Source organism: Rhizobium sp. USDA 3886 (genome assembly GCF_056279785.1).
Map to the genome: position 1 here is coordinate 742,538 of NZ_JBWCDC010000001.1, position 26,812 is coordinate 769,349.

Below are 26,812 nucleotides of genomic sequence, written 5' to 3' on the forward strand. Positions count from 1 at the left end.
CTCCCGGCATGAAAAAGCGCAGGCCTCATGCCGGCACCAGTTCCGTCGCTCTGCGCTCGAATTTTGCCGAAACCCTGCCTGTCTGGTTCCGTCGCGATGACTTCTGCCGTTTGGCGGCCCCAACCGGCGCCCCTGCGGCTTGTTCGGTTTCGCTGACGATCCGCCGCAGAGCCTCGCGCGCCTTCTCGGCGAATTTCCGCTGAACTGGATTGTCGTAGTTATAGCGCTCGACCATGGCGAAGACGCGTGCAGCTTCCGGCTGACGGCCGGCCGCCGCCAGTGCCACGCCTTGCTTGTAGTGCGCCTGCGCGTCGTAGGGCGAGCGCTCGATGATGCGGCTGAATGTCCTCGCAGCTTCCTCGTAGCTGCCGAGCGCGAGGTGTGTCTCTCCAAGACGCAGATAGACCGGATTCGGATCGTCCACGCGGCCGATAAGCGCCGTGAAGCCGGCTTCGGCCTCGTGCAGCTTGCCCTTCTCGAACAGCAGGCTCGCCAACCCGAATTCGGCACCCATATGGCCGGGGACGGTTTCGAGAAGCTGCCGGAACGCCGCTTCGGCATAGGCCTTGGCGCCGTCGCGGTACATCTGCAGTGCTTGCTCGTAGACGAAGCGGATGCTGCGGGGATGGATCACGTCGCCGAGATTGCGGCCGCTGCGCGTGCGAAACAATGTGCAGCTGACTCGGCGCTCTTCGGCGCCGAACATGTATTTGTAGGGCTCGTTGCCGCGCAGGAAGTCATATGTCTTGAAGCCGTCTGCTATCGCTCGGCGAATGCAGTAGCCATGCAGGATGAGGCCGGGCGAGGGCGTCTTCCAGGTCTCGTCGCGGCCGGTGATGTAAAAGAGGATCGACTTCTTCTGCCGGTCGATGATGTTGGCCAGTGCGCCGAGCGGCCGGTCGCCGTACCACACCACCGGCACATCGAGGTTGCCGTCCTTGAAGCTGTCCATCAGCAATTGGCGCGTCGCTCCGATCAGCCGTTCGGTGCGTTCCTTGCCCTTGCGTCCGACCCATTTCGTCCGCCACAGGTCGAAGAGAATATCGAGGTCGCGGTCGATGGTTTCCGGCGTCGCCATGGTGATGCGATAGTCATCGTCGCCCTCGACCTTGCGCAGGAAGCGCCGCAGTTTCTGGCGCGTCTGGCTGCTCATCTTCTGTTCCAGATAGTCGTCGAAGCTCGATGGCAGGGTGACGACCGGGCAGATGCAGTTGTCTATGTTCTCGGGATTGCGCACAGAACTGTCGCGGAACATCACCTCCGGACCCTGCAGCGCGCGGACCAGTGCTTCACGCCGCTCCGGAGGGCCGCCGAAGTATTCCAGCTTCAGATGCGTCCAGTTCTGCCGCTTCAGATAGGCGGCAAATCCGGCGATCGCGTGCCGCTCATAGTTCGGCTGAGCGAGGAAGCCGGTATAGTCGGCCGAAAAATTGCCGGCCATGATGATCTCGTCGAAAAAGATGCCGTTCTTCTGATCATGCTGGGTCGTGATACGCAGCGGAAAGAAGGCGACGTAAGGCGAGCGCTCTTCGCGTTCGCGCAGCGCTAGAATGAACCAGCGTTTGCGATGAAAAAGATAGGACTTCAGCCATGTCCAGGACAGGAAGTGTTGCGCATGAGGATCGGCCATATAGACCCGATCCCACTCTTCGCGGACAGCCTCGAAGCCGGCTTCGGTGTCGATCACGTCAATGCGCATGGTCCCCTCCCAATACCCATTACATATTCGGGAGGCTTCATTTTAAGGGCAAATGCGGGGCTTCAAATATGCCGTTCGGATGAAACGTTTGCACTAAATATGATTAGCCGCCCGGGGGAGGGCCAGGGGCTAAAGCTCGCCGGAAATATGCGAGCTTGCGTTGATGAAGTTCCAGAGCGATTGGCTGATCGAGACGATCTCGGCGATCGATTTCTCCAGCGCCGCAATCTCTTTTTCGTCGAGCTGCTCGACCTTGCCGTAGCTAATTTCCTTGTCATCCTCGACGAAGCGCATCATCTGCGTACTGGAGATCTGGCCCTTGTCGTCGAAGGAATAGATGCAGTGGTTATACTTGTTGCGCATCTTGGATTCCTTCTTCATGCGCGCCATCGCGTGAAGAACGGCCTTGCGGTCTGCCGCGGGTGTTGAATGCAGCTTGGCGAGGCGCTCGACCAGGTCGATCCTCGCCCGCGTCGTGTTGAGCGTCAGGAACACGACGATCGCCGCGTCCTTGTCGATTTTGAGAAGATGAGCAATGATGTAAATCAGCAGGCTTTCCGTATTGGTCCAGACATAGTTCAGGCGGCCGACCCGCAGCAGCACGTCAGACATCGCCGCCATGAAAGCCTCCCTCCGTCGATCCTTTGCTGAAACGATACTTCAGATCGCAGCGGGAGGCTTTTGTTTTCTTCTCCTGCCTGCCGCCATCAGCGTTCCTTGAATGCACGCGACATGCTGTCGGTGATCGGTTTCGTCAGATATTCGAAGAACGTGCGTTCGGATGTTTGGATCAGCACATCGGCCGGCATGCCGGGTACCGGACGGAAGCCGTGAACGCGGCGGATCTCGTCGTCGGGTATCTGGACACGGACGATATAGACATCCTTCACTTGCTGTCCGGCATTTTCCTCGATCGAGTCCGCGGAGACGTAGAAGACCTTGCCGTTCAACACCGGCGTCGTGCGCCGGTTGAGCGCGGAAAGGCGGATGGACGCCGTCTGTCCCTCATGCAATTGATCGATCGACGTGCGCAGCACCTGCGCTTCGATGATGAGCGGCACATGTGCAGGCAGAATTTCCATGATCGGCTTGCCGGTGGTGATGACGCCGCCGGCCGTATGATAATAGGTGCGCACCACGGTGCCGTTGACCGGCGAGCGGATGATCGTGCGCTCGAGAATGCCTGCTGCTTCGCGAACCTGCTCGCGCACGCTGTCGAGTTCGGATTCGGCGGTTTCTAGCGCGTCGAGTGCGGCCTGCTTGTTGGAGTTTACGGCGATGACCGCTTCCTGGCGGAACTTGGCGATTTCCGCCTCGCTTTCATTGAGTTCGCCGGTCAATCGCGAAATATCGCCTAACACATCGGCCATGGCGCGTTCAATGGCCAGGAGATCGGTCTTGCGCATGTAGCCTACCTTGACGAGGCGGGCCTTGGAATCGCGCTCTTCGGTCAGAAGAGCCAGCTGGCGCTCGAAGGACTCCCTCTGGCCGTTGTAGCCTTTGAAGCGGTATTCCAAAGATTTGATGTTCTTCTCGATGAGATTGAGTTGTTCTTCCAGCTTGATCTGCTTGCTGTGGAAAATGACGTTCTGGCTCTGGATGATCGCGTTGACATCCGGATCGCTCGCTGCGGCCATGACGATTTCGGGTATCTTGAATTGCTGGACGCCTTCGGCTTCGGCGCGCAACCGCGCCACCACCGCTTCCAGGCGCAAGCGCCGCAGTTTCAGCATCCGCTCGTTGGAGACCGCCGCCGTCGGGTCGAGCGTCACGAGGACATCGCCTTCCTTGACGACATCGCCCTCGTTGACGCTCATGTCCTTGATGATGCCGCCTTCGAGATGCTGCACTATCTTGTTGTTGCCGGTCGCAACAAAGCTGCCCTGCGCAATGATTGCGGAGGCAAGCGGTGCGGTTGCCGCCCAGAAGCCGAAGCCGCCGAAAGAGGCGAAAAGGACGCCGAGCCCGATTATGCTGTGATAGCGGATGGAGCGCGGCACTTCGCTGTACCATTCGATCGCGTTGCCGGCCGGTTGCAGTTTCTTACTCACCATTGTCGTTACCTTCAATACGCGGTTGCGGCCGGCCGTTATTCTTGGAAAGCGCCTCCAGGACTTCGATGCGCTCGCCGAACATGGCGACGGAGCCCTCCTTCAGAAGCAGGATCTTGTCGACGCACTGAAGCAGGGCGGGGCGCTGCGTGATCGTTACCGTCGTGATGCCCTTTTTCTTCGCGTGGATGAGGGCACGCGCAAGTGCTGCCTCGCCCTGCGAATCGAGATTGGAGTTCGGCTCGTCCAAAACGACGAACTTCGGATCGCCGAAAAACGCGCGGGCAAGCGCGATGCGCTGTTTCTGGCCACCGGACAGCGGAGCACCGTCGGCGGCAACCATTGTCTCGTAGCCCTGCGGAAAGCTCGCGATCAGCTCATGCACGTCGGCAAGCACGGCCGCCTCGAAGATCTGCTGATCTTCGACGTCGTCGCGCATGCGCGATATGTTGGCCTTGATCGTGCCGGGGAAGAGCTGAACGTCCTGCGGCAGATAGCCGATGCTTTCGCCGAACTGCCGCTGGTCCCAGTTGCGCAGATCCATAAGGTCCAGGCGCACGTTGCCGGAGGTCGGCAGGATCGAGCCTACGAGCATCTTGCCGAGCGTCGTCTTGCCGGAACCGGAATTGCCAATGATCGCCAGCGACTCTCCCTTCTTCAGGGAAAAGGAGATGCCGTTCAAGATAACCTTCTTCTGTGGCGGCGGAACGAAGAGGATGCGCTCGACATCCAGCCGGCCTTCCGGATTGGGAAGGCGCAGCCGCGGGAAGTTCAGTGGCGAGGTGACAAGCAACTGCTTGATCCTGCCGAAGGCAGACGCCGACTTGTTGAATTGCTGCCAGCCTTCGATTGCACCTTCGATCGGCGCCAGCGCGCGTCCAGAAACGATCGACGCCGCAATCACCATGCCGCCCGTCATTTCGCCCGAAAGCGACAGATGGGCGCCCCAGCCGAGCAATGCGACCTGCGTGATCATACGGCAGGCCTTCGAGACGCCGGAGAAGACAATATTCCGGTCCTGCGCCGAGACGTGGGATTTCAGCGAGCCGGCCGTCTCGCGACCCCACATCTTCACCGCTTCGGGGATCATGGCGAGCGCGTTGATGATCTGTGAGTTGCGCGACATGGAATCGAGGTGGAAGTTCGCGCGGCTGAGATAGCCGTTCGCCTCTGCAAACTGGCGGGCTGTGAACTTCTGGTTCAGATAGGCGATGACGAAGAGCACCGCGCAGCAGATCATGATGATCAAGCCGAGATGCGGATGCACGAGATAGACCACGACGACGAAGAGCGGCATCAGCGGCGCATCGAGAAAAGCGATGAGCGTCCCCGAGGTCAGGAAGGAGCGTAGTTGCTGCAGATCCTGCAGCGTCTGGTAGTCCTTCCCGTTGCCGTGAAGCGAGGCGCGGGCGGCGGCACTCAGGATTGGCGCGCCGAGCTGCACCTCGAGTTCGACCGCCGTGCGCATCAGAATGAAGCGCCGGATCGAATCCATGAAGGCCTGCAGGATGACGGCGCCGAGAACGGCAACCGTGAGCATGACCAGCGTATCGATAGAGCGGCTTGTCAGCACGCGGTCCGATATCTGGAAGAGGTAGAGAGGGATCGCCAGCAGCAGCACGTTGATCGCGATCGTGAAGGCCATCACGATGACCATGTTGCGCCGGACGGCAGCGATGCCCCTGGCAAGGCTGACGGCAAAATTCACCGGTTCGCTTCGCTTGTGGAAGCTGGCGCCGCCGCCGCCACCACCGCCGCCACCGCCGAAATCCGGAGTCTTGCCGTTGCTGCCACCATCGCTGCGCTGGCGGCGCTCGTTTTCCTTGATCGGGCCGCGGTTGCCATCGATGGTTTTGGCGAAGGGAACTGCGGGGTTGGCCTTTGCTTCGCTCTGATCGGCCGGTGGCGTGAGCGGCACGACCGGCGTGTCGGGTGTCTGCCGGGCAACGAATTCCTCTGCATCCGCCTGCCGTGGCGATGGCGCAGGGTGAACGGCGGCTCGGGAGCGCAGGGGAACCAGCGGGAGCGTTTCTTCCGCTGGATTCTCACTCGGTTTCGGGGCTTTTGCGGCTTCCGGCTTGGTGGGCGAAACGGACTGTGCCGGCGCCATGCGGTTCTCCATGAGCTTTCGCAGGCTCGCCACCGCGTCGTCGATCGCCGATATGCAGGCGCCTGTCAGCGTGTCGTCAATACGGCCTGTGGGACCCAGTCGGAGCGAGCGGTTGGCGGCAAGTGTATGTTTTGAGATATGATTCATGTAACGTCTCCCACTGGCTCCGGTTATGCGACGACGGTTTGCATTACGTCGGCCGGTTGAGCCAGCGTCCATGAAAGGTCATGATCTGGATTGATGACGCCGTCCTCGGATCCGCTTAGCGGCTCGTCCTCCCCGAGGAATGCGATAACTTCATTGGCGAGATGATCGCTGTTCGGCTGTGATGTGTCATGCTCCACCAGACCGCCCTGGATCAGGATGGCATCCGAATAGAGTTGGCCGGCCAAGTAGGTCGTCTGGCCGAAGCTGTCGTAGTCGGTGATCTGCGCGATGTTGACGACCGCATTGCTGCCGGTATCGATCTGGATGTCGGCGCCCGCGTTGTGCTCGAGAATGTCCGAGACCGCCAGCGTCACGTCGTCGGAATCACCAAGGATGCTCACCTGTTTGACGATGTTTACATCGTAGAGATTGCCGGTGATGTAGAGAACGTTGAGTCCGGCATAGCCTTCGAAATTGACGTCATGCGCCAGCCCGGCCGGCATCGCCGCTTCGCGGTCTTCGATTGCCTTCTGCGTCTGTACCACATAGTCCGGCATCGCCTCGAAACGGTCGTTCCCGCCGACGTTGTGGATGGAAGCGAGGTTCCAAATCAGATTGTTGCCGGCTTGAACGGTCGCTCCCGGAGCACCGTCTTCGGCGCGTACCCAGTCATTGTCGTAGAGTATGGCGATCTGTGAAATGACATTCATGTCGAGAATGTCGCCGCCGACGATGATCAGGTCATATTGAATGCCGATCCCGAGGAAGGAGGCAAGGTTGACGGTGGAATTACCGCCGGTCAGCACCGTTGCCTCCGAACCGCTCGTCGTCACGGTCATCGTGTCGTTGTCGCTGATGAAGTGGTACTGCTCGATCCAGTTCACAAACGAGACATCGCCCTCGACCACGCTGACGCGCCAGGCCGTCGGGAAGATCGTCTCCTCCGACGATGCTGCGGCTTCCGGCTCTCCATTGTCGTAAGTGCTGCGCTCGAAAATCGCGATGTTCTTCGCAACGGTCGCCGCGCTGTTGTCCTGGTTGAAGACGGAAGCGATCTCGTCGCGATCGCTGTAGACGTAAACCTGCGAGATTGCGTCAATCTGATGGTAGTCGCCCATGACGGCGGTAACCGGCGACATGATCGCCGTCGCGGTGACCTCCACCACGTTTGCAAGCACATTCGCGCCTGCCGCCACAACGAGGCTGTTGCCGTCCTGTTCCAGGGGTACGTCGCTCTTTTCCGGTTCCGTCGGCGGCGTTGCGATGCCGCGGTCGGGCATGAAGTCATCGATTGAAGGCGCTTCTGCGACGAGTTGACCGTTCACATAAGGGCCGTCGATTTGGTCGTCGGCGAGCACGAAAATCTGCGGTGGGCCGCCTTCCATCACCGGAGGGCCGCTCGCGCGTGCCGCCTGGATGTACTCGTGAATGTCGTCCGCGATCGCCCGCAGGTCCTCCTGCGTATCGACGCGATCATAGGAAGAGAAGGGCGTAAAGGCTTCCGCCTTCTCGCTGAATTCCATGAGGCGGTGCGTGACGAAGCTCGTGTCGCGCAGTTCCGGCTGCTCGCCGGTCATATTCAGATTGTCGTCGTCGATCAGCATATTCGCCTGGGCGACATGACTGATGACCGACCCTGGTCCCTGGAAGACCTCAAGGTCTTCTTCCTCGCCCGGAAGATAGACACTGGCGCCGAAGTGCGGAGCGCTGAGATCGCGCGATGCAATCTCGGCAAGCTTCTTCAAGGTCTCTTCGAATATGCCACCGAGTTGGCGGGGATGCTCGTAGTTCACATCATAGCTGACGGAGCGGTAATCGACGCCCGGATCGTAATCTTTCAGTTGAAGGTGCGAAGCGAAGGCCGGGCTGAAAGGCTCGTCCTCTGACAGCGAAGGATCTGCTTCGCGCGGATGGGCGCCGTCCAGGTAATTGCTTCGCATCCGCGCTTCATCGGTGGCAGCGCCGAATAAGCCGATGAAATGGGCAACGATTTCGGAAATCTTCTCTGCATGCATGACGGCCCCTCCCGTTCAACACGGTGTCCGGCCCGAAAGGCGGCAAACTCATCTATGACGAGTCCTTCCCAGCCGCGCCTCAAGCCGCCAAGCTGCACCGGCGGATGCCGGTGCAGCTTGTTTCTGGACTGGTTGGAGGTCAGGCTCCAGCGTCGGTGTCGTCGCCGGCCACGTTGCTGCCAACGTTGCTTTCGAAGGCATTGCTGAGCAGGTTGGCGCCCTGGACGACTTCCAGATGGAAGCCGGAATTGGCAATGATCGCAGACGCGTCTGTCGTGCTGGCGCCTGTGACGTCATCGCCCGCGCCGCCTTCCCAGCCGCAATCGTTGATATCGATGCCTTCCGAGCCGAAGGCCTTGCCGCCGTCTGCGTTGAGATGGTTTTGGGCCCCTGAGTTATCCATCCTGATGTTCCAGGCGCTGTCCTGGTCGGCAAGATGGTTTGCCTGGACGGCGCTGAAGCCGTTTCCGCCGGCACCGAGCGAGCTGTTGAGGATGTTGTCGACATCAAGCGTGAACGAGAAGTTGTCACCGATGTTGAGGTTGCCGCCGGCGATCCCGAGGTTGTCAAAATCCTTGACGTCTTCCAGAACGGCGAAGTCTGTATCCGTCTTGTTGAAGCTGTCGGTTGTCGTCGTATTGTGGCTGTTCGTATCGGTTATCGTCTTGATATCGGTGTCGGTAATCGTCTTGATATCCGTTTCCGTTTCCGTCTTTGTACTGGTGATGACGTCGTTGTCACTGTACGACTTGCTGTCGTAGCTCCAGTCATAGTCGGTTTTGACGTCGGTATCGGTGATAGTGGTCGTCTTGATATCGGTATCGATATCAGTGACGGTCACTTCCTTGTTGTCGTAGCTCCAGTCATATTCATTGTCGCGGTTGTCGCCGTTATTGGCATCGACATCGATCTTGGAGTCCACGTCGACATCGAGGCTGTTGTCTGTGTTGTTGCGATTGTCACCATTGGCGATGCCGCCGACATAGCCGGTGGAGCCGTCGTCGACGTCAGTATCATTGATGGCGGTATTGGCGAAACCATCGGCAAGTGCGCCGACATTCGTCTCGGTCTCATCGCCGCCATTCGGATAGTTGTAGTTAGTCATTTCGCTTTATCTCCAAAAAAATTCGGAGCAGCCTTCGAAATCCCTTTCATCTCAACGGGATTTTGCTCGCGCTTGCTCCGATACTGTTACAGATCGGCAGATGTAAGCAGTACCTTTTCACCTGCATTTGACGTTTTGGTTTGTAGACCAAACCCTTGTTGAACTGCGCGTTACTCAGTACAAAGGCGCAGGCATCCGGTTCCGCAATAGTAATATTGCAGATTTCATGCGCTTATTTCCTTGAATTACCCCAGCTGAGACGCCGCGATACCGCAGGCACTAGGTGATATTCGACGCCTCCCATGTCGCCATTTGGCAACGATGCGACTGTGGTCGAGAAAATAGTTTGTTGATAGATACCAATTCGGGCTAGCGAATCGGGAGTTACTAGTAATGGCCAAAGGTAATCATGGATGAACAGATCGGTGGGGCACCCGGATATCCAGCCGCGCCCTCGCATACTGATGCCGCGGGGGCGCCGGCCCGGCGTTCTGAAGGTTCAGCTTGCCGGATTTAAGGCAGGAAGGTTTTCATAAGTAACTTTTTAGTTCATTGCCCCAATGGTAAAATACCAAAAATAGTCTGTCTTTTATTATTGGCACATGAATACCATTTTGAGCCAAAAATATTGGAACATATAGCCCAGAAGTTAGCTATCTTACGCCTATGCAACCGTAACAATAGAAAATATCACTTTAAATTGGCAAAAACTAACCCATTTGGGCCATTTATTTTCGTATCTGTTCATATTACCATAATTAAGAAATGGCTAATAACTAAGGCAGAAAATTTTAGGGTACACCTCTTTGGGTGTTTTCACAGTATCGCCCAAAGCATCTGTAACGTGTAGCGCTATGGGGAGGCGTAAATGTTCATGACGGCGTCAAAGACGGGGGATGCCGACCAAAGCCGAAAGTTCGGCCCGGCCGGAGACACAATACTGGTCATTGCAAATGCGGATTTGTTCTCCGAATGCCTGGCAGAGGCTTTGGCGAAGAAATTTTCTGGCTGCGAAGTGGTCAGCAAGGGCTATTCAAAGGCCATGCTGGAGAACGACGCAAACGATGCCAAGCTCGTGCTCTTCTATCATATAGCAGGCGTCGAATTGAACGAGGCGCTTCAGGTCGTGCGGGACAATCACCCCTCGACGTCGATCGGTCTCGTCGTCGAGGCGATCGACATGCTGGAACCCTACATAAACCGGCTGGTCGAAGCACGGGTCATCGACGGCGTGCTGCCGCTCAATCTTCGCCTGGACGTGTTCATGGCAGCCGTCGATCTTTTGATGAAGGGCGGCGAGCATTTCCCTTCGGCGTTGCTTAACCGGCTCACAGCCGCGCAGCCGGAGAAATCGCTTTACGAGTCGAAGTCGGTCGCGGCAGCTGGTGCCGGTGCTCTAAGGCTTCGCCAAGGCGACCTTTCCGCGCTCACCACCCGCGAAGTTCAGATCCTTGATCTGATCTGCAAGGGCACGCAGAACAAGATCATCGCCGATGAGCTGCATCTTTCTGAAAACACGGTGAAGGTTCATGTGCGGAACATCTATAAGAAGATGAACGTCCGCAACCGCACCGAGGCCGCATCGCGCTTCTTCAACAATGAAGCTGCCAACGCATCCGGTAGATGGCGAAACTAATTCTGTCTGGCCGTTAGATAGCCGGTCGCGCGAAACAGCGCGACTTCTGGCCGAAGCCGCTTGGCGTACAGATCCACGGTGCGGATCCGTGATAAACCTTGGCGCCCGCGCTCACCGGCGCTTTGCCGTTCGCCGCCGAATAGCTGTAGACCTTGCTGGTGTGCGGCACCTTGGCAACCACCATCTTTGCCGGCTTCGCGTTGGATGCGAGTGCCAGGTCATCGACGGCCGCGCAGGAAATCGGCCCTGCCGCCATCAGCATCAGCCCGAAAGCCAGCGCAGTCCTGCGGGCAGCATCCGAAGTCCGTATTCCGGTGAAATCAAAGTTCCGCATTGCGCAAATCCCCGAACACGGCAGTCCTTTTGCCTGCCTTCAGCTCCAATGTCTAGCCCGTATCGGTTGAGCGAAGCTTGCGTTGCGATTTTATAATCAAATCCAATATAGTTAAGCAGGATTAAACACGCTTATCTCAGCTGTACTATAAGAGTAATCAATTAGAAATAGTCAATGCTTTTCATGTTGACGGGACAGCAAAGCGTCATATCATCAACCATAGATAGACTTGAATTGGCAAGTGAAACGTAACTCCACTTTGGTAGTACAAGTATTTATCTATTCCGCTTCGGAGTAAATCTGGAGACTGAAGGAGAGTTACTAGAATATAGGGATCAGTGTTTGTGATCCTACTGGGAAGGAGTTTGTAATGCGTAGTTTCGTTCCCAACGAAATCTGTTCCGGTTATGATCGTCTATCTGGCCGGACACCCAAGAAAGTGCTCGTCAATGGAGGTGCCGGGTTCCTCGGTTCCCACCTGTGCGAGCGGCTTCTCAAGGGCGGCCACGAGGTTATCTGTCTGGATAATTTCTCCACCGGCCGCCGATCCAACGTCCACCATCTCCGGCCATTTTCGCGGTTCCGCATCGTCGAGCACGATGTTCGCAGTCCGTTTGACGTGGATGCGGCGCTGATTTTCAATTTCGCGTCCCCGGCTTCTCCGCCGGATTATCAGCGCGATCCGGTCGGAACCCTGCTCACCAATGTGCTTGGCGCCGTCAATGCGCTTGACCTGGCACGGCGGAACGGAGCGACGATCGTGCAGTCCTCAACGTCCGAGGTCTATGGCGATCCGGAGCATAGCCCGCAGCGCGAGAGCTACTGCGGCAACGTCAACCCGGTCGGTCCGCGTGCCTGCTATGACGAGGGAAAGCGCAGCGCCGAGACGCTGTTCTTCGACTATCATCGAACCTACGGTGTCGATATCCGGGTCGGCCGGATATTCAACACCTATGGGCCGCGCATGCGACCGGATGACGGCCGCGTGGTGTCGAACTTCATCGTCCAGGCCCTGCAGAACAAGAACATCACTATTTACGGCGATGGCTCGCAGACCCGCTCCTTCTGCTACGTCGACGATCTGATCGAAGGTTTTCTTCGTTTCGCGGCGGCCGGGAAAAAATGCACCGGACCGATCAATCTCGGCAATCCCGCCGAAATCCCGGTGCGTCAGCTCGCCGAAATGATCCGCGAGATGACGAATTCGCGCTCGCGCATCGTTCATTTACCGCGTGTCACCGACGACCCCAAGCAGCGGCGGCCGGACATTACGAAGGCGCAGGCGAAACTTGGCTGGCAGCCGCGTATTCCTCTGGAAATGGGTCTTGGAAGGACGATCGATTATTTCGAGGCGCGTCTTTCCGAGGCAAGGGTAGTGGAGGCTGTATGAGATGTCTCCCTACATCATCGTCACGGGTGGCGCCGGCTTCATCGGCAGCCATATCTGCAAGGCGCTCGCCGGCGCGGGATTCACGCCGGTCGCATATGACAACCTCTCGACCGGCCATCAGGACGCGGTTCGCTGGGGACCGCTGATCGATGCCGATATCGCCGATGCCGGTTCCCTGAAAAAAGCGCTCGCCCGCTTCGAGCCCACGTGCCTCATCCATTGCGCGGCAAATGCCTATGTCGGCGAGTCCGTCACAGATCCACGCAAATACTATCGCAACAATGTTTCCGGCAGCCTTGCGCTCTTGGAAGCATGTCTGGACCAGAACGTCGATCGCATCGTCTTCTCGAGCAGCTGCGCGACTTATGGCATTCCGGCGGCATTGCCGATCCGCGAGGAGATGGTTCAGCTGCCGGTCAATCCCTACGGGCGAACAAAACTGATCTTCGAAATGGCCCTGGAGGATTATGCCGCCGCCTATGGCCTTCGTTTCGTGTCGCTGCGCTATTTCAACGCCGCCGGAGCCGATCCGCAGGGCGATCTTGCCGAGCGTCACGAACCGGAAACCCATCTCATTCCGCGGGCCTTGCTTGCGGCTGCCCACCGTCTTCCGTGCCTGGAGGTTTTTGGCTCGGACTACGAGACCGAGGACGGCACCTGTGTTCGCGATTATATCCATGTCAGCGATCTTGCGCAGGCCCATCTTGCCGCTGTCGATTATCTCGCAAGCGGCGGCGAGACCTTGCGCGTCAACCTCGGCTCCGGCCATGGCACCTCCGTCGGCGAGATCTTGAGCGCAATCCAGCGCATCACCGGGCAGGAGGTTCCTGTTCGCTACGATTGCCGTCGTGCGGGCGACCCACCGGTGCTGTTTGCCGATACGGCACGGGCGCGGGCGGTTCTCGGCTTTACACCGCAGTTCTCCGACATCGATACGATCATCCGTACGGCGAGCCCGAGCTTCGGTCTGGAGGTGCGGGCATGAACGTGGCGCCATTCGTGACCAGACAGCCAAGGGCGACGGTGGCGGTTCGTGCTGCCAGGCTGGATGCGCTCGAGCCCGTCTTTGCAGGCTGGAGCCGTGCCGCCTACTGGTTCGGCGTTGCCTGCTGGCTCGCCGCGCTCGCCTATTTCTGGACGTGGTGGCTGCAGCCCGCCCACGTGATCTCAAAGTCCGCATTCATCGGTATCACAGCGACCGTTGCCTGGGTCACGCTGATCCCGGCCTATTTCATCTTCATCTTCGTCAACGCAAAGCGGATGAAACCTTCGGCAGCCGTTCCCGCGGGCCGCATCGCGATGGTGGTCACCAAGGCACCGTCCGAGCCTTTCGAGGTGGTGCGGAAGACATTGCTCGCGATGCTCAATCAGAAAGGCGTCGAGTTCGACATCTGGCTTGCCGATGAGGATCCGGCGGAAGAGACGAAGCTCTGGTGCGCCCGGCATGGCATCTTCATTTCGACACGCAAGGGCGTCGCCGCCTATCACCGGACAGTATGGCCGCGCCGGACGCGCTGCAAGGAAGGCAACCTTGCCTATTTTTACGATCGCTACGGTTATGATCGCTATGATTTCGTGGCGCAGTTCGATGCCGACCACGTGCCTGAGCCAACCTATCTGCAGGAGGTCATGAAGCCCTTTGCCGATCCGCGTGTCGGCTATGTCTCGGCTCCCAGCATCTGCGATGCGAATGCAGCCGGCAGCTGGGCCGCAAGAGGCCGTCTCTATGCCGAGGCAAGCCTGCACGGTTCGCTTCAGGCGGGCTATAACAGCGGCTGGGCACCGCTCTGCATCGGCTCGCATTATGCCGTGCGCACGGCAGCTCTGCGTCAGATCGGCGGTCTCGGGCCGGAACTTGCGGAAGATCACTCGACGACGCTGATGATGAATGCCGGCGGTTGGCGCGGTGTGCATGCGCTCGATGCGATCGCCCATGGCGACGGCCCGGCGACGTTTGCCGATCTCGTCGTCCAGGAATTCCAGTGGTCGCGGAGCCTGGTGACGATCCTGCTTCAATATTCGCGCACCTATGTGCCGAAGCTGCCGTTGAAGCTGAAGTTCCAGTTCCTGTTCTCGCAGGTCTGGTATCCGCTGTTTTCGGCCTTCATGGCGCTGATGTTCGCCCTGCCGGTCGTGGCGTTGCTGACAGGCCATGTTTTCGTCGGCGTCACCTATCCGGAATTTCTGCTGCATTTCGCGCCGCTGTCGCTGGTGCTGATTGCGCTTGCCCCCTTCTGGAGGCGCAGCGGAACCTTCCGGCCAAGCGACGCGAAGCTTTTCGGCTGGGAAGGCATCGCCTTCGTTCTCCTGCGCTGGCCGTGGTCGCTTGCAGGAAGCCTTGCTGCGCTGCGCGATCACATCTCCGGCTCCTTTGTCGATTTCCGCATCACGCCGAAGGGAGCGCAAGCGCAGAGGACGCTGCCGCCGGTTGTTCTGCTTCCCTATGTGCTGCTGGCGGGTATTTCCCTTGCAGCGATGGTTCTCGCGCCTTCCGAAAGCACTGCCCGCGGCTTCTATATCTTCGCCGGTATCAACGCCGTCATCTATGCCGCGCTGACTATCCTGATCGTCGCACGTCACGCAGGCGAGAACGGCTTGCCGCTTCTGACGCGCTCGCGCGGTCTGAGGATCGTGGCGGCCAGCGCGCTGGCGCTTCTTGTCGCCGGCAGCGGCGAAATCCGCCTGCACGGCCTGAGTGGTCTCGAAGCGCTGTCGCATGGCCAGGGCATCGTCAGTTTCACGGAAGCTAAATTCGCAGTCGCAGGCGCCGGTCTCGGGGGCGGCAAGACGCGGATCGTCAAATTCCGGTTCAAGTGGAATGGGTTCCGGCAGCAGGCTGCTGTCGCAGGATCAGAGAGAGTGAAGCCGAGCGCGTAGAGTCAAAGCCATGTCGGCGGGTGCGATTCGGTTGAAGGAGGGTGCAATGAGAATAGGAACAAGAACAAATGGCGCGGCGGCTGCCGTCCTCAGCCTGGCCCTTTGTTTGCCGGGCGCGGCAGCGGGGGCCGAAGCGAAGAAGGGGCCTGTGCCGCTCAGCGCCTACGAACTTTACCAGCTCTATCGCAACAAGACCTGGACCTGGGGCGCCGGTGGCGGCCGCTTCATGGACGAGGGCCGTCGCTTCGTCGCCTGGACGAATGACGGCGGCAAGCAATGGGTGGCCGAGGGTCGATGGGCCGTCGACGATCTCGGGCAGATGTGCATGCGCGCCACCTGGACGAACGAAGAAGGCCCGGCCCGCGCCAGCACCTGTTTCGGTCATCGCAAGATCGGCAAGGTGATTTATCAGAAGCGTCAGCCCGACGGCAATTGGTACATCTTCCGCCACGCCTCGGCGCGCGCCGGCGATGAATATCTGAAGCTCGTGCAGGCGGATACCGTCAGCGCCAGTGCGGATGCCTACAGGCAGAAGCTGATGGCTCGGAGGTAAGAGGAGAAGCCATGAAGAAGCTAAGAGAAAGAATAGTCTCGGCCACCGCGATCGCGTTGCTGCTGTCCATCGCCGCCGATCCGGCAAGGTCGAGCCTGGCGCAGGAGGTAGCGGGCGTTCCCGCATCGTCCGGCCAGACGATCGTCGACAAGCGCCCCGTCCTGCATGCCGCTGGCATCAAGTTCGGTGCCTATGACCCGCACGGCGATTTTACGTCGCAGCAAGGTGTTGCGACCGAACACCTGTTCCTGCCGTGGGAAGACGTCGATCTTGAAACGCTGAAAGTTGCGGACGCCTATGCGCAGGCGAGGGGACGCAATCTGCTGATCACGATCGAACCCTGGTCATGGGACGTCGACTGGCGTTTGACCTCCGCTGAACTGCGGCAGAAGGTCCTGCGCGGCGATTACGACGCCAACATGCGCGCCATCGCCCGGATGATTACCGAGCTCAAGAGCCCGGTCATCGTCCGCTGGGGGCAGGAAATGGAGGACAGGGACAGCCGGTTTTCGTGGGCGGGCTGGAACCCGCGCGATTATGTCACCGCATACCGGCGGATGATGGATATCGTGCGCGCCGAGGCACCGGCGGCGGAAATGATGTGGTCTCCGAAGGGGCTCGACGGGCTCGATGCCTATTATCCTGGTGACGACTATGTCGACCTCGTTGGCCTCTCCGTCTTCGGCCTGGAACCCTACGACGCGCTCGCCTATGGTGGTCCCCGTGATTTCCGTCAGGCACTGACGGACGGCTACCGGCGCGTCTCGGGATACGGGAAGCCCATCTGGGTGGCCGAACTGGGCTATGAAGGGAAGGACGCCTACATGCGGCCGTGGATCGACACCGTGACCTTGAAGCACAGCGATTTTCCGAAATTGGAGGAAGTCGTCTATTTCAACGACCGCGACGTCCATGCCTGGCCTTTCAATCTCGGCCGTCCGAACTGGAGGGTCATCAAGGGCGACGAGACGAATTAAGCGTCGTCGAGCACGAGCTGTGGATGGCTAGCCCGGATTTCTCACGATTGCATCGGGCTAGCAAAGGCCAGGAGAAGTGGATTATAAGCGAGCTCTCGACCCCGATCTCCTGATGGGCCCACGCAACATGACTGACTCTGGCTCGGTGATCGACTGGCTTCTCGACTCCGACCCATCGATCCGATGGCAGGTGATGCGCGACCTGATTGACGCCCCGGAGCCGGAGTGGGCGGCGGAGCGGGCTAAGGTGGAGACCGAGGGCTGGGGAGCCAGACTTCTCTCTTACCAGGACGAGGACGGGCAATGGGCGGGGGGCTCCTTCGTCCCAGCCGATTTTGATCCTTGCGAGTGGCAGGAGCGCGGTCAGCCGTGGACGGCCACGACATTTTCATTGTCGCAACTCCGGGAGTTTGGTCTCGATCCCGCGTCGGACCGGGCCAAACGAACTGTCGCATTGATCGGCGCCAACTCGCGTTGGGATGAGGGCGGCCAGCCCTACTGGGAGGGCGAGGTCGAGGAGTGCATCAACGGCCGGACCGTTGCAGATGGCGCCTATTTTGGGGCTGACGTCTCGTCCATTGTCGACAGGCTGGTAGGCGAGCGTCTCGCTGACGGCGGCTGGAACTGCGAGAGGCTCAAGGGTTCAGTCCGCTCGTCGTTTGCCAGCACGATCAACGTGCTGGAAGGGCTCGTGGAGTACGAGAAAGCCGCCGGGGGTACGCCTGAATCTCAAAAGGCGCGTAGGTCGGGCGAGGAGTATCTCCTAGAGCGCAACCTCTTCCGTCGTCTCGGCACGGGTGAGCCGGCAGACGAGCGGTTTCTGCGCTTCCTGCATCCGAACCGTTGGCGCTACGACGTCTTGCGTGCGCTCGACTATTTCCGCTTCTCTGCGATGTTGACCGGCGCCGATCCCGATCCGCGACTTGGCGAGGCTATCGGCCACGTTCGTTCCAGACGCCTGGAGAACGGCACATGGCCCCTCGACTGGAGCCTGACGGGGCGGGTGTGGTTTGAGGTCGACGACGGGCAGGGCCAGCCCTCGCGATGGGTGACGCTCCGGGCGATGCGGGTGCTTAGATGGTGGGAGAGTTAGCCGATCGGGAAATCCCCACCAGGCCTACGAAGGTTCCACCAAGGGTGAGATTGAGGTTGCTCGTTTCGCTGGGGCACAGCGCCTAGGGCTGAAGGGCCAAAAACGAAAACGGCGCCAAAGCGGCGCCGTTTTTGATGTATCACGCTTGCCGCGATTAGCGGAACGAGCGGGATGCGATGTTGCGGATCTCGTAGCGGCTGATGCCGATGTCGGAGAGCGTCTGGTTCGAAAGGCTGCCCAGCTCGTTGAGCGTGCGGCGGTAGCTAATCCAGCTCTTGGCAATGCGGATCGGGTTCATTGTCGTCTTCCTCGGAAGGTTGCTTCGCGGGCGGCGCCATCGCCGTCTTTGCGGATGACATTGATATAGTGGTTCCCGGTCGTATTGTGCAGTGCAAAGAAAAGGCATCTGCTATGCGTTTGTGCACTGTGATGCACGATAAATGCGCAGGAGTTATTTTTTAAGCGGCAAAAATGTAGGGCGATTTTCATCGCAACTACTACGAAAGTGTAATTTGAACAAAAGAAAACGCCCGTTGCCGAAGCACCGGGCGTTTTTGAAGAAGGAGATCAGCTTGGGAGGACGCTGATCGCCTGAATTAGCGGGCAGAAGCCTCGCGAGCGACGCGATTGATGTCCGAGCGGTCGATGCCGAGGTCGTGCAATTCGCGGTTGGTCATGCGGCCGAGTTCGGTAACCGTCTGACGGTACTTGCGCCAGTTGTTGAAAGAGCGTGAGAAGTTCATTTTAATCCCCTTTCCTAGGGTTCGCCATCTGCCAGCTGCTGCCCATCAGCGCTGGCTTCCGTTTGATGACCAGAATATATGTTGCGCCGCGAAGAACTAACAGAGACAAGATTTCATTCCACCTATGCATTCGATGCAAGTCTCTAGCTGAAAAATATGTGATTTCGCCGTTTTTTGGTCAATGAATAGGCAGAATGACTTTTCACGGGCATGGACTTTGGGTTGGCTGCTCAAATCGCCGGCGTCCGGGTATCGCTGCCGATTTGGTCGCTCTCAAAATGAAATCGGCAACGATGTCGCCCTCCGAGACAGCTTGGTTCCGGCAAAGAGCTGGCGGCTTCCCAAATGGCCGGAGCCAGGCGCTCCTGCAGCTTGGTGGAGCCGTTGGCAAAGTCCCTGCAAACCAGCAGACTAATCGTTTTATCTCGCGAAAACCAAAACGCCCACCGGGGGAGGATCCGGTGGGCGTCATGTTGGTGACTGACAACTGGGAGGAGGAGTGTTGTCAGTCTATCGGAGGGCGCTGGGAGGAGGAGTGCGCTGCTCCGAATTCCGTTACGGACATCATATCCGCAGGCGTTCCGGTAAGCCGGGACGGGCTGCCACGCCCGCGCTTCTTGATAATCAATATAGTATGACTAATGATTATTTTGCAGTGCAATATTATCATGGTGGCCATGCGCTTCATGCATGGCTTATCTGAAAGAATCAATATTAGCCTATTGCTGTTAATAGCCGGTTAAATCCGTGCCAAGTTCGCACAGTGAAGTATCTTGAACGGCTTAGGGTCCGGGAGATTGCGAAAGACGCTGGGCCATCTATAAGATTGATCGGGAAAGCCGCTGGAGGCGGCACGGAGGCAGCAATGTATCGGGGACGGTTGGAGCGGGATCTGTCGCTCTGGGTGGAAAAGGGTCTGCTGCCCGAGGCGACGGCGGAATCGCTGCTTGTCGAATATGACAGCCGGCCGGCGAGCTTCAGCCTCGGCAACGTGCTGATGGTGCTCGCCGCGATCCTGCTTGCGGCTGCAGTCCTGTTGCTCGTCGCGTCCAATTGGGAGGCGATCCCGCGGCCGGTCCGCGTCGGCGCGATCCTCGCCCTCATCTGGGCTGTTTATCTCTCCGCGGCGCTGCTGTTTGCCCGCGGGGCTTCGGCGGCTGCCAGCGGCCTGCTCGTCATCGGCGCCCTCAGCTTCGGCGGTGCGATCTCCCTCGTCGGCCAGATGTATCATCTGTCGGGCGACGAGCAGACGGTCATGTATCTCTGGTTCGCGGTTGCGGCTGTGTCTGCAGCGCTTTTCCGCTCAGGCGCCGCGACCGCTATATCAGGCTTCCTGTCCTGGGCTTCATTCGCGGTCTATCTTTCGAATTACGACTCGCGGTGGGTCGGCTTCGATCCCTGGGCGCCGCCGATCATGGCATTGATCGTTGTGGCATTGGTGCGCTTCACCGGCGCTCATCGCGCACGGCATCTTGCCTATCTGCTCGTCGTGGGCTGGCTCACGTGGCTCTATGCGTTGCACGAAGATATCCGGGTGGCGATTTCCTTCGTGCTCTGCGGCATGGCCGCGTTCGTAGCCGTCAGCCTGCCGCCGCTGCGTGGCTCTGCGTTTATAAAGAGTGCGGGTGCTGCACCGGCATTTTATGCATTCCTGGTGGCGGCAGTCGGATTGCTGTTGCTCAACATAGAGCTCGATGAAGGCTGGCCGCTCGTTCTGGTCGGTATCGCGACGCTCGCAATGGCGGTGCTTGCGATCGCGCTGCAGGGTCGAGACAACGGCGCCGTGCGCTATCTTGCCTACGCCACCTTTGCCGCCGAGGTTTTCTATCTCGCTTCCGTCACAGTCGGGTCCATCCTCGGAACCTCAAGCCTCTTTCTTCTGTCCGGTCTGCTGGTGGCGATCGTCGCCTGGGTGGTGATCCGCCTCGAGAGACGTTTCGGTGCAAGAACGGAGGTGACGGAATGAACGCGCTGTCTTCGAAGCGTCGATCGGTGAGGGGTTACCTGATCGCGGCCGTCATTGCTGCCGCCCTCCAGACCATCATTCTGGGCTATATCATCGAAAGCCGCGCGGCGATCCTGCGCAGCGGCGCCGAAGTCCTCCTGAAGACGACACCTGTCGATCCGCGTGATTTCCTGCGTGGCGACTACGTCGTGCTGAATTACGAGATTTCGTCGGTGCCGGCACAAACGGTGATCGGCGAACTGCCCACCGTACCGGGCGAGCAGACGCTCTGGGTCCGCTTGAAAAAGCAGCCGGACGGGTTCTGGGCAATCGCCGAATCGTCGTTCATGCCGCTTCCCGAGCAGCCTGAAAGCGTCGTGCTCAAGAGCCGTCCTTTTTACAGCTACGGTGCGCGCGCGACTGATACGATCCGCGCCGAATACGGCATCGAGCGCTATTATGTGCCGGAAGGCCAGGGCAAGCCGCTGGAGGAGGCCCGGCAGGACGGCAGCGTTTCGATCGCAGCCCGCGTATCGAACGATGGCTCGGCGCAGATCCGCAGCCTGCTCGTGGACGGCAAGCCCGCATACGAGGAGCCGCTTTACTGACTTTGGCGAAATGACGGGAGAGGGTCTTGGAGGCCATAAAATCCCTGTCATTCGGCCTTTATTTTTCCTTTGCCTCCACCAAATCGGGTGTTATAGAGACGCGCGCTCCGGAAGGCCTCATGTCCAGGCATATGCATGCGGTTTTGCGAACGCGGGTATGGTGAAATTGGTAGACACGCCAGATTTAGGTTCTGGTGCCGCAAGGCGTGGGAGTTCAAGTCTCTCTACCCGCACCAAAGCTGGCTTGCAGGTGGGGAGACCGGATAGGTCGCCCCCAATTACCCGGCAGGATGGCGCCGTCCCCCTTCGGGCGGGATGCAATGGAATCTGAGAAAAGCCACGCGCGGCAAATTTTTCCGGCGTCGTGCTCATCGAAACGAAACGGCGTCTGGGCACGGCCGCCACGAAATGAAGGTAGGAAGACATGCAGGTTATCGAAACGCTCGCTGAAGGGCTGAAGCGCGAAATCAAGGTCGTTATCCCGGCCAAGGACATGGAAAACAAGATGAACGAGCGCCTTGCCGACGTAAAGGACAAGGTGCGCATCAATGGTTTCCGTCCCGGCAAGGTTCCGGTCGCCCACCTCAAGAAGGTCTACGGCAAGTCGATCATGGCCGATCTCGTCAATGAGATCGTTCGCGAACAGCCGACCCAGATCCTTTCCGGCCGTGGCGAAAAGTCCGCCACGCAGCCGGAAGTCGCGATGACGGAAGACAAGGACGAGGCTGACAAGATCCTCGCCGCTGAGCAGGATTTCGAATTCACGCTCTCCTATGAGGTTCTGCCGCCGATCGAGCTGAAGTCCGTCAAGGGAATCAAGATCACCCGCGAAGTCGTTGATATTTCTGACGAAGAAGTCAACGAGCAGGTCCTTAAGGTCGCTGAAAGCGCCCGTTCCTACGAAACCAAGAAGGGCAAGGCCGCTGATGGCGACCGCGTCACGATGGATTACGTCGGCAAGGTCGACGACGAAGCCTTCGAAGGCGGCACCGATCAGGGCGCTGAACTCGTCCTCGGCTCCGGCCGCTTCATTCCGGGCTTTGAAGATCAGCTCGCCGGCGTCAAGGCTGGCGACGAGAAGACCATCACCGTGACCTTCCCGGCCGATTATCCGGCCAAGAACCTCGCCGGCAAGGAAGCCACTTTCGACGTCACCGTCAAGGAGGTTGCTGCTCCGGCCGACGTGGAAATCAACGACGAACTGGCAAAGAAGCTCGGCCTCGAATCCGCCGATCGCCTGAAGGAAATCGTCCGCGGCCAGATCGAATCGCAGTACGGATCGCTGACCCGCCAGAAGGTTAAGCGCCAGATCCTCGACCAGCTCGATGAGATGTACAAGTTCGAGACCCCGAAGTCGCTTGTTGAAGCCGAATACAACGGTATCTGGAGCCAGGTGAACAACGACCTCGCTCAGTCCGGCAAGACTTTCGAGGACGAAGACACGACGGAAGAGAAGGCCAAGGAAGAATACAAGACGCTGGCAGAGCGCCGCGTCCGCCTCGGCCTCGTCCTCTCCGAAATCGGCGAAAAGGCCGGCGTCGAAGTGAGCGAAGACGAAATGCAGCGCGCAATCTACGAGCAGCTGCGCCAGTATCCGGGCCAGGAAAAGCAGATCCTCGAGTTCTTCCGCAGCCAGCCGGGTGCCGCCGCTTCGATCCGCGCGCCGATCTTCGAAGAAAAGGTCATCGACCATCTGCTGACCGAGATCGACGTCACGGACAAGAAGGTCACCAAGGAAGAGCTGCTCGCCGACGAAGAGGGCGAAGGCTCCGAGAAGACCAAGAAGGCCGCGCCGAAGAAGAAGTCAGCCGCCAAGGCCGAAGCTTCTGAAGGCGAGGAGGCAGCTGCTCCGAAGAAGAAGGCCGCTCCGAAGAAGAAGGCCTCCGAAGGCGACGCCGAGTAATCGGCTTTTCCGGTTCAATAGTTTAAGGCCCTGCCGGTTCGGCAGGGCCTTTTTCTTTGGCGCACGCGGGTGCTATGCCGCGGCACTCGCCAAAAAGAGGCGGATCAGAGTTCCGACTTGATGTCGCCCATGCGGTTCCAGGCGTCGAGGCCGGCGATCTTGTAGGCTTCGGCAAGCGTCGGATAGTTGAAGGTATTCTCGACGAAATATTCGACGGTGCCTTTGAGATTGAGCACTGCCTGGCCGATATGCACGAGTTCGGTCGCCCCTTCGCCGACGATGTGGACGCCCAGAAGACGGCGGGTCTTCAGCGAGAAGATCATCTTCAGGAGACCGGTGTCGAGGCCCATGATGTGGCCGCGCGAAGTCTCGCGGAAGCGGGCGATGCCGCATTCATAGGGAATGCCGCGTTCATTGACCTCTTCTTCCGAAAGGCCGCAGGTCGAAATTTCCGGCACGGCGTAGATGCCGTAAGGGAAGTATTTCGGAGGCTCCTTGGCGATCGCGCCGACGGCGACGCGGGCGGCGATGCGGCCCTGCTCCATCGACGTCGAGGCGAGGCTCGGAAAGCCGACCACGTCGCCGGCGGCATAGATGTTCGGCACTGAGGTCTGGAAGGTTTCCGGATTGACCTTCAGGCGGCCGCGGCTGTCGGCCTCGAGGCCGGCGGCGGCAAGGTTGAGCGCGTCCGTCGCCCCCATGCGGCCGGCGGCGAAGAGCACCATGTCCGTCGTCAGGTGGCGGCCATTGTCGAGCGTCAGCGCGACTCTGCCGTTGTCGAGCGTCTCCACCTTGTCCGCCTTCTGGCCGAGCAGCAATTTCATGTTGCGGTCACGGAGCTGGTAGGTGAAATCCTCGATGATCTCCTTGTCGATGAAATCGAGCATGGTCGACTTGGGATCGAGGACGGTCACAGCCGTATCGAGGGCGCTGAAGATCGTGGCATATTCGATGCCGATGACGCCTGCGCCGATAACGACCATCGAACGCGGTAATTCCTCGATATCGAGCAGTTCGTCGCTGTCGATCACCGTCTTGCCGTCGAAGGGCATGTATTCCGGGCGGAAGGGCTTGGTGCCGACGGCAAGCAGGATGCTGGCGCAGCTGACCTGCATGGTCTCGCCGTCGTCCTTGATCACCTGCAGCGTTGAGGGATCGATGAAGCTCGCCCTGCCGCGGATATGCTGGACGCGGTTGCGGGCGAACTGGTGCTCGAGCACCTCGACTTCATGGTCGAGCGTGATCAGCAGGCGGCGGCGCAGATCCTCGGCGCTGATCTCTTCCTTGACCCGATAGGCGCGACCATAGAAGCCGCGCTCGCGCCAGCCGGAGAGGTTGAGTGCCGTCTCGCGGATTGTCTTGGATGGGATGGTGCCGGTATGCACTGAGACGCCGCCGACGCGCTTACCCTGTTCGATGACCAGGACCTTCTTGCCGAGCTTCGCAGCCTGGATGGCGCCGCGCCGCCCTGCCGGACCGCTGCCCACAACAACAAGATCGTACTGAAACATGGCTTGGCCCCGGAAATAGGAAATTGGAATCATATTTTGCAGCGCAAAATGTCGCTCATTCACCGGTAGCTGGTCAATGTTACAGTTTCTATTCCGGCGACGTCACGAGTTCATAAAGCCAAACATCGGCTCCAGCTTTTCGAAAGTCCGGTCCATCGCATAGGCGCCGATGAAGAACAAGGAAAGGTGCCCGTAGGTCAGCGAGATCTGCGACTCGGCCGCGATCTCGCCGAGCTTTGCGACGCCGGCTACATAGATGGCCGAGGCAAGCCCGGTACGGTCGGCGCCGGCCCGACAATGGATGAGCAGCGGCTTCGGGGCGGACGCCATGATCGCCATGAGCTGGCTTCCTTCCTCGATCGTCAACTCCTTGGAGGCCGACATGCGGAAATCGATGTGGTTGAGGTTGAGGCTCTTCGCTGTCGCCACTTCATCGTCATACCAGGCTTTGCCGTTCTCGTTACCGCGCAGGTTCAGCACCGTCTTGATGTCATAGTCCTTCACCAATTCCTTGAGTTCGTCCGGAGATGGCTGGGAAGCGCGATAGACTTCGCCCGCCACGACCGCGTGAACATTGTTGGAAAGCTGCAGGTAGCCGAGATAGAGTCCGATGACGGCCAGCGTTATCAGGGCGAGCCGCGCGATCGATTTGTATGTCAGGGGAACATGGAAACGATCGGTCAGTAGGGCCATAGTTGGGGTCCGGTTGGCGTGGAACCCTGCTAGAGAATGCTATGATGGCTTTTTCATGCCTCCATCTTCGGAACATCGCAAATGTCAGATCAGCCGGATGCCCTTGAGCTCGCATGGCTGTCCTTGCCGATGATGATGTGGTCGTGGACGGTGATGCCGAGCGGCGTCGCCGTTTCGACGATCGTCTTCGTCAGATCGATATCGGCGCGCGACGGCGTCGGGTCGCCGGATGGATGGTTGTGGACGAGAATGATGGCCGTCGCCGAGAGTTCGAGGGCGCGTTTGACGAGCTCGCGCGGATAGACCGGCGTATGGTCCACCGTTCCGCGGCCCTGGTCCTCCTCGGCGATCAGCGCATTCCGTTTATCGGGGAACAGGATGTTCGCGCCTCATGCGCCATGGCGGCGTGGCAATACTCGATCACCGCGGTGGCCGTGATAGTGCTCTTCCTTCGAAGAGCCGGGGCTGCTCGGCAACGAATCGGCGCTCGTCAGCGGGCGAATGGTGGTCTACGTCGAAAGGCAGTTCACCGTTCGGGAGGAAGAGAGGACCTTTGCCATCGCGTTCACCCGTTGAGCGGCAGGCCTGGCCGGTCGAGGCCGCCGGGCGAAAGCGTGAAGATCTCGCAGCGGCCCGCCGTAACACCGACGGTGTGTTCGTATTGCGCCGAGAGCGACCGGTCGCGCGTCACCGCCGTCCAGCCGTCGGCCAAGACCTTCACATGCGGACGGCCGAGATTGATCATCGGCTCGATCGTAAAGATCATGCCTTCGCGCAGTTCCGGACCCTCGTTGGCGCGGCCGTAATGCAGGATATTCGGCGAATCGTGGAACAGGCGGCCGACGCCATGGCCACAGAAATCGCGGACGACCGAGCAGCGCTCGCTTTCCGCATGGGTCTGGATCGCCTCGCCGATCGCGCCAGTGCGTGCGCCGGCGCGGACGGCGGCAATGCCGCGCATCAGCGCTTCATGCGTGACTTCGAGAAGTCGTTCGGCGGCACGCTTGATCTGCCCGACCGGATACATGCGGCTGGAATCGCCGTGCCAGCCGTCGAGCACGAAGGTTACGTCGATATTGACGATATCGCCTTCGCGCAGCGGCTTTGCATCCGGAATGCCGTGGCAGACCACATGGTTGATCGAAGTGCAGGTCGATTTGGTATAGCCGCGATAATTGAGCGTCGCCGGATAGGCGCCGTTGTCCATCCCGAATTCGAAGACGAACCGGTCGATCGCATCGGTGGGCAGCCCCGGCCTGACGATCGCGGCAAGCTCGTCGAGGCAGCGGGCGGTCAGCTGGCATGCCTTGCGCATGCCCTCGAACGCCTCGGGGCCATAGAGCCTTATGGCACCGGTATTCTTCGACGGCGCGGAGGAGGCTTCGATATAATTCACCATTGGAGGGCCTTAGCAGAAATTGT

Annotated in this window: 22 protein-coding genes, 1 tRNA gene and 1 pseudogene; 11 read left to right on the forward strand and 13 right to left on the reverse strand. The window is 59.4% G+C overall.

Annotation, left to right across the window (positions count from 1 at the left end; all coding sequences use genetic code 11):
• Positions 1–25: 25 nt before the first annotated feature.
• From ACZ9BX_RS03840 to ACZ9BX_RS03865, 6 genes are all read right to left on the reverse strand, one after another.
• Complete coding sequence (locus tag ACZ9BX_RS03840; protein WP_476215823.1) at positions 26–1,699, reverse strand: GNAT family N-acetyltransferase; 1,674 nt, start codon at positions 1,697–1,699, stop codon at positions 26–28.
• 129 nt (positions 1,700–1,828) lie between these two features.
• Complete coding sequence (locus tag ACZ9BX_RS03845; protein WP_476215825.1) at positions 1,829–2,320, reverse strand: hypothetical protein; 492 nt, start codon at positions 2,318–2,320, stop codon at positions 1,829–1,831.
• Positions 2,321–2,406: 86 nt separating this feature from the next.
• Positions 2,407–3,753 carry an HlyD family type I secretion periplasmic adaptor subunit gene (locus ACZ9BX_RS03850; RefSeq protein ID WP_476215827.1) on the reverse strand — a complete coding sequence of 449 codons (1,347 nt, stop codon included), beginning with the start codon at positions 3,751–3,753 and terminating at the stop codon, positions 2,407–2,409.
• Positions 3,743–6,007, reverse strand: coding sequence for a type I secretion system permease/ATPase (locus ACZ9BX_RS03855; protein ID WP_476215829.1), 2,265 nt, complete (start codon positions 6,005–6,007; stop codon positions 3,743–3,745). Before ACZ9BX_RS03855 ends, ACZ9BX_RS03850 begins: the two co-directional genes overlap by 11 nt.
• A 23-nt stretch (positions 6,008–6,030) precedes the next feature.
• The gene (locus tag ACZ9BX_RS03860) at positions 6,031–8,022 is read right to left on the reverse strand and encodes a hypothetical protein (protein ID WP_476215831.1); all 1,992 of its coding nucleotides are present in this window, start codon (positions 8,020–8,022) and stop codon (positions 6,031–6,033) included.
• A 139-nt stretch (positions 8,023–8,161) separates the two neighbouring features.
• On the reverse strand, positions 8,162–9,127 hold the full coding sequence (locus ACZ9BX_RS03865) for a fibrinogen-binding protein (protein ID WP_476215833.1): 966 nt from the start codon (positions 9,125–9,127) through the stop codon (positions 8,162–8,164).
• An 868-nt stretch (positions 9,128–9,995) separates the two neighbouring features.
• On the opposite strand from ACZ9BX_RS03865, the gene ACZ9BX_RS03870 reads away from it, so the two are divergent.
• Positions 9,996–10,763 carry a helix-turn-helix transcriptional regulator gene (locus ACZ9BX_RS03870; protein WP_476215835.1) on the forward strand — a complete coding sequence of 256 codons (768 nt, stop codon included), beginning with the start codon at positions 9,996–9,998 and terminating at the stop codon, positions 10,761–10,763.
• Between the two features lie 13 nt (positions 10,764–10,776).
• Here ACZ9BX_RS03870 and ACZ9BX_RS03875 read toward each other — a convergent pair whose 3' ends face one another.
• Positions 10,777–11,097 (reverse strand): hypothetical protein, encoded by a 321-nt coding sequence (locus ACZ9BX_RS03875; protein WP_476215836.1) that lies wholly within the window; start codon positions 11,095–11,097, stop codon positions 10,777–10,779.
• A 370-nt stretch (positions 11,098–11,467) separates the two neighbouring features.
• On the opposite strand from ACZ9BX_RS03875, the gene ACZ9BX_RS03880 reads away from it, so the two are divergent.
• From ACZ9BX_RS03880 to ACZ9BX_RS03905, 6 genes are all read left to right on the forward strand, one after another.
• Positions 11,468–12,487, forward strand: coding sequence for a UDP-glucuronic acid decarboxylase family protein (locus ACZ9BX_RS03880; protein WP_476215837.1), 1,020 nt, complete (start codon positions 11,468–11,470; stop codon positions 12,485–12,487).
• 1 nt (position 12,488) lies between these two features.
• Entirely contained in the window at positions 12,489–13,472 is a 984-nt protein-coding gene (galE, locus tag ACZ9BX_RS03885) for a UDP-glucose 4-epimerase GalE (protein WP_476215838.1), read from the forward strand.
• On the forward strand, positions 13,469–15,364 hold the full coding sequence (locus ACZ9BX_RS03890) for a glycosyltransferase family 2 protein (RefSeq protein WP_476215839.1): 1,896 nt from the start codon (positions 13,469–13,471) through the stop codon (positions 15,362–15,364). Before galE ends, ACZ9BX_RS03890 begins: the two co-directional genes overlap by 4 nt.
• A gap of 46 nt (positions 15,365–15,410) precedes the next feature.
• Positions 15,411–15,917, forward strand: coding sequence for a DUF995 domain-containing protein (locus tag ACZ9BX_RS03895; protein ID WP_476215840.1), 507 nt, complete (start codon positions 15,411–15,413; stop codon positions 15,915–15,917).
• Positions 15,918–15,928: 11 nt separating this feature from the next.
• Positions 15,929–16,894, forward strand: coding sequence for a glycoside hydrolase family 26 protein (locus ACZ9BX_RS03900; RefSeq protein ID WP_476215841.1), 966 nt, complete (start codon positions 15,929–15,931; stop codon positions 16,892–16,894).
• Positions 16,895–17,021: 127 nt separating this feature from the next.
• Positions 17,022–17,987, forward strand: coding sequence for a squalene cyclase (locus tag ACZ9BX_RS03905; RefSeq protein ID WP_476219890.1), 966 nt, complete (start codon positions 17,022–17,024; stop codon positions 17,985–17,987).
• A 154-nt stretch (positions 17,988–18,141) separates the two neighbouring features.
• Here the strand turns inward: ACZ9BX_RS03905 and ACZ9BX_RS03910 are convergent, their stop codons facing one another.
• On the reverse strand, positions 18,142–18,285 hold the full coding sequence (locus tag ACZ9BX_RS03910) for a DUF1127 domain-containing protein (protein WP_084606424.1): 144 nt from the start codon (positions 18,283–18,285) through the stop codon (positions 18,142–18,144).
• Positions 18,286–18,583: 298 nt separating this feature from the next.
• Complete coding sequence (locus ACZ9BX_RS03915; protein ID WP_476215843.1) at positions 18,584–18,730, reverse strand: DUF1127 domain-containing protein; 147 nt, start codon at positions 18,728–18,730, stop codon at positions 18,584–18,586.
• An 865-nt stretch (positions 18,731–19,595) separates the two neighbouring features.
• On the opposite strand from ACZ9BX_RS03915, the gene ACZ9BX_RS03920 reads away from it, so the two are divergent.
• The 4 genes from ACZ9BX_RS03920 (at position 19,596) to tig (ending at position 23,186) form a co-directional block, all read left to right on the forward strand.
• A complete protein-coding gene (locus ACZ9BX_RS03920; protein ID WP_476215845.1) occupies positions 19,596–20,696 on the forward strand; it encodes a DUF2157 domain-containing protein in 1,101 nt (366 codons plus the stop codon).
• The gene (locus tag ACZ9BX_RS03925; protein WP_476215847.1) at positions 20,693–21,283 is read left to right on the forward strand and encodes a GDYXXLXY domain-containing protein; all 591 of its coding nucleotides are present in this window, start codon (positions 20,693–20,695) and stop codon (positions 21,281–21,283) included. The genes ACZ9BX_RS03920 and ACZ9BX_RS03925 overlap by 4 nt, the downstream gene beginning before the upstream one ends.
• Before the next feature lie 151 nt (positions 21,284–21,434).
• Positions 21,435–21,519 (forward strand) — tRNA-Leu (locus ACZ9BX_RS03930).
• Positions 21,520–21,707: 188 nt separating this feature from the next.
• Positions 21,708–23,186: a trigger factor gene (gene tig, locus ACZ9BX_RS03935; RefSeq protein ID WP_476215849.1), complete on the forward strand. Its 1,479-nt coding sequence runs from the start codon at positions 21,708–21,710 to the stop codon at positions 23,184–23,186.
• A gap of 104 nt (positions 23,187–23,290) precedes the next feature.
• Here the strand turns inward: tig and sthA are convergent, their stop codons facing one another.
• The 4 genes and pseudogenes from sthA to map form a co-directional block, all read right to left on the reverse strand.
• Positions 23,291–24,697: a Si-specific NAD(P)(+) transhydrogenase gene (gene sthA, locus ACZ9BX_RS03940; protein ID WP_027509334.1), complete on the reverse strand. Its 1,407-nt coding sequence runs from the start codon at positions 24,695–24,697 to the stop codon at positions 23,291–23,293.
• Positions 24,698–24,799: 102 nt separating this feature from the next.
• Positions 24,800–25,390 (reverse strand): tyrosine-protein phosphatase, encoded by a 591-nt coding sequence (locus tag ACZ9BX_RS03945; protein ID WP_476215851.1) that lies wholly within the window; start codon positions 25,388–25,390, stop codon positions 24,800–24,802.
• Positions 25,391–25,474: 84 nt separating this feature from the next.
• A pseudogene (locus tag ACZ9BX_RS03950) lies at positions 25,475–25,814 on the reverse strand (JAB domain-containing protein); the annotation flags it as partial.
• A gap of 141 nt (positions 25,815–25,955) precedes the next feature.
• Positions 25,956–26,789: a type I methionyl aminopeptidase gene (gene map, locus ACZ9BX_RS03955; RefSeq protein WP_476215853.1), complete on the reverse strand. Its 834-nt coding sequence runs from the start codon at positions 26,787–26,789 to the stop codon at positions 25,956–25,958.
• Positions 26,790–26,812: the final 23 nt, after the last annotated feature.

Bases quoted from the DNA above. Each gene is read 5' to 3' on its own strand.
- ACZ9BX_RS03840 (WP_476215823.1), bottom strand. From the start codon at position 1,699: ATGCGCATTGACGTGATCGACACCGAAGCCGGCTTCGAGGCTGTCCGC.
- ACZ9BX_RS03845 (WP_476215825.1), bottom strand. From the start codon at position 2,320: ATGGCGGCGATGTCTGACGTGCTGCTGCGGGTCGGCCGCCTGAACTAT.
- ACZ9BX_RS03850 (WP_476215827.1), bottom strand. From the start codon at position 3,753: ATGGTGAGTAAGAAACTGCAACCGGCCGGCAACGCGATCGAATGGTAC.
- ACZ9BX_RS03855 (WP_476215829.1), bottom strand. From the start codon at position 6,007: ATGAATCATATCTCAAAACATACACTTGCCGCCAACCGCTCGCTCCGA.
- ACZ9BX_RS03860 (WP_476215831.1), bottom strand. From the start codon at position 8,022: ATGCATGCAGAGAAGATTTCCGAAATCGTTGCCCATTTCATCGGCTTA.
- ACZ9BX_RS03865 (WP_476215833.1), bottom strand. From the start codon at position 9,127: ATGACTAACTACAACTATCCGAATGGCGGCGATGAGACCGAGACGAAT.
- ACZ9BX_RS03870 (WP_476215835.1), top strand. From the start codon at position 9,996: ATGTTCATGACGGCGTCAAAGACGGGGGATGCCGACCAAAGCCGAAAG.
- ACZ9BX_RS03875 (WP_476215836.1), bottom strand. From the start codon at position 11,097: ATGCGGAACTTTGATTTCACCGGAATACGGACTTCGGATGCTGCCCGC.
- ACZ9BX_RS03880 (WP_476215837.1), top strand. From the start codon at position 11,468: ATGCGTAGTTTCGTTCCCAACGAAATCTGTTCCGGTTATGATCGTCTA.
- galE (WP_476215838.1), top strand. From the start codon at position 12,489: ATGTCTCCCTACATCATCGTCACGGGTGGCGCCGGCTTCATCGGCAGC.
- ACZ9BX_RS03890 (WP_476215839.1), top strand. From the start codon at position 13,469: ATGAACGTGGCGCCATTCGTGACCAGACAGCCAAGGGCGACGGTGGCG.
- ACZ9BX_RS03895 (WP_476215840.1), top strand. From the start codon at position 15,411: ATGAGAATAGGAACAAGAACAAATGGCGCGGCGGCTGCCGTCCTCAGC.
- ACZ9BX_RS03900 (WP_476215841.1), top strand. From the start codon at position 15,929: ATGAAGAAGCTAAGAGAAAGAATAGTCTCGGCCACCGCGATCGCGTTG.
- ACZ9BX_RS03905 (WP_476219890.1), top strand. From the start codon at position 17,022: ATGACTGACTCTGGCTCGGTGATCGACTGGCTTCTCGACTCCGACCCA.
- ACZ9BX_RS03910 (WP_084606424.1), bottom strand. From the start codon at position 18,285: ATGAACCCGATCCGCATTGCCAAGAGCTGGATTAGCTACCGCCGCACG.
- ACZ9BX_RS03915 (WP_476215843.1), bottom strand. From the start codon at position 18,730: ATGAACTTCTCACGCTCTTTCAACAACTGGCGCAAGTACCGTCAGACG.
- ACZ9BX_RS03920 (WP_476215845.1), top strand. From the start codon at position 19,596: ATGTATCGGGGACGGTTGGAGCGGGATCTGTCGCTCTGGGTGGAAAAG.
- ACZ9BX_RS03925 (WP_476215847.1), top strand. From the start codon at position 20,693: ATGAACGCGCTGTCTTCGAAGCGTCGATCGGTGAGGGGTTACCTGATC.
- tig (WP_476215849.1), top strand. From the start codon at position 21,708: ATGCAGGTTATCGAAACGCTCGCTGAAGGGCTGAAGCGCGAAATCAAG.
- sthA (WP_027509334.1), bottom strand. From the start codon at position 24,697: ATGTTTCAGTACGATCTTGTTGTTGTGGGCAGCGGTCCGGCAGGGCGG.
- ACZ9BX_RS03945 (WP_476215851.1), bottom strand. From the start codon at position 25,390: ATGGCCCTACTGACCGATCGTTTCCATGTTCCCCTGACATACAAATCG.
- map (WP_476215853.1), bottom strand. From the start codon at position 26,789: ATGGTGAATTATATCGAAGCCTCCTCCGCGCCGTCGAAGAATACCGGT.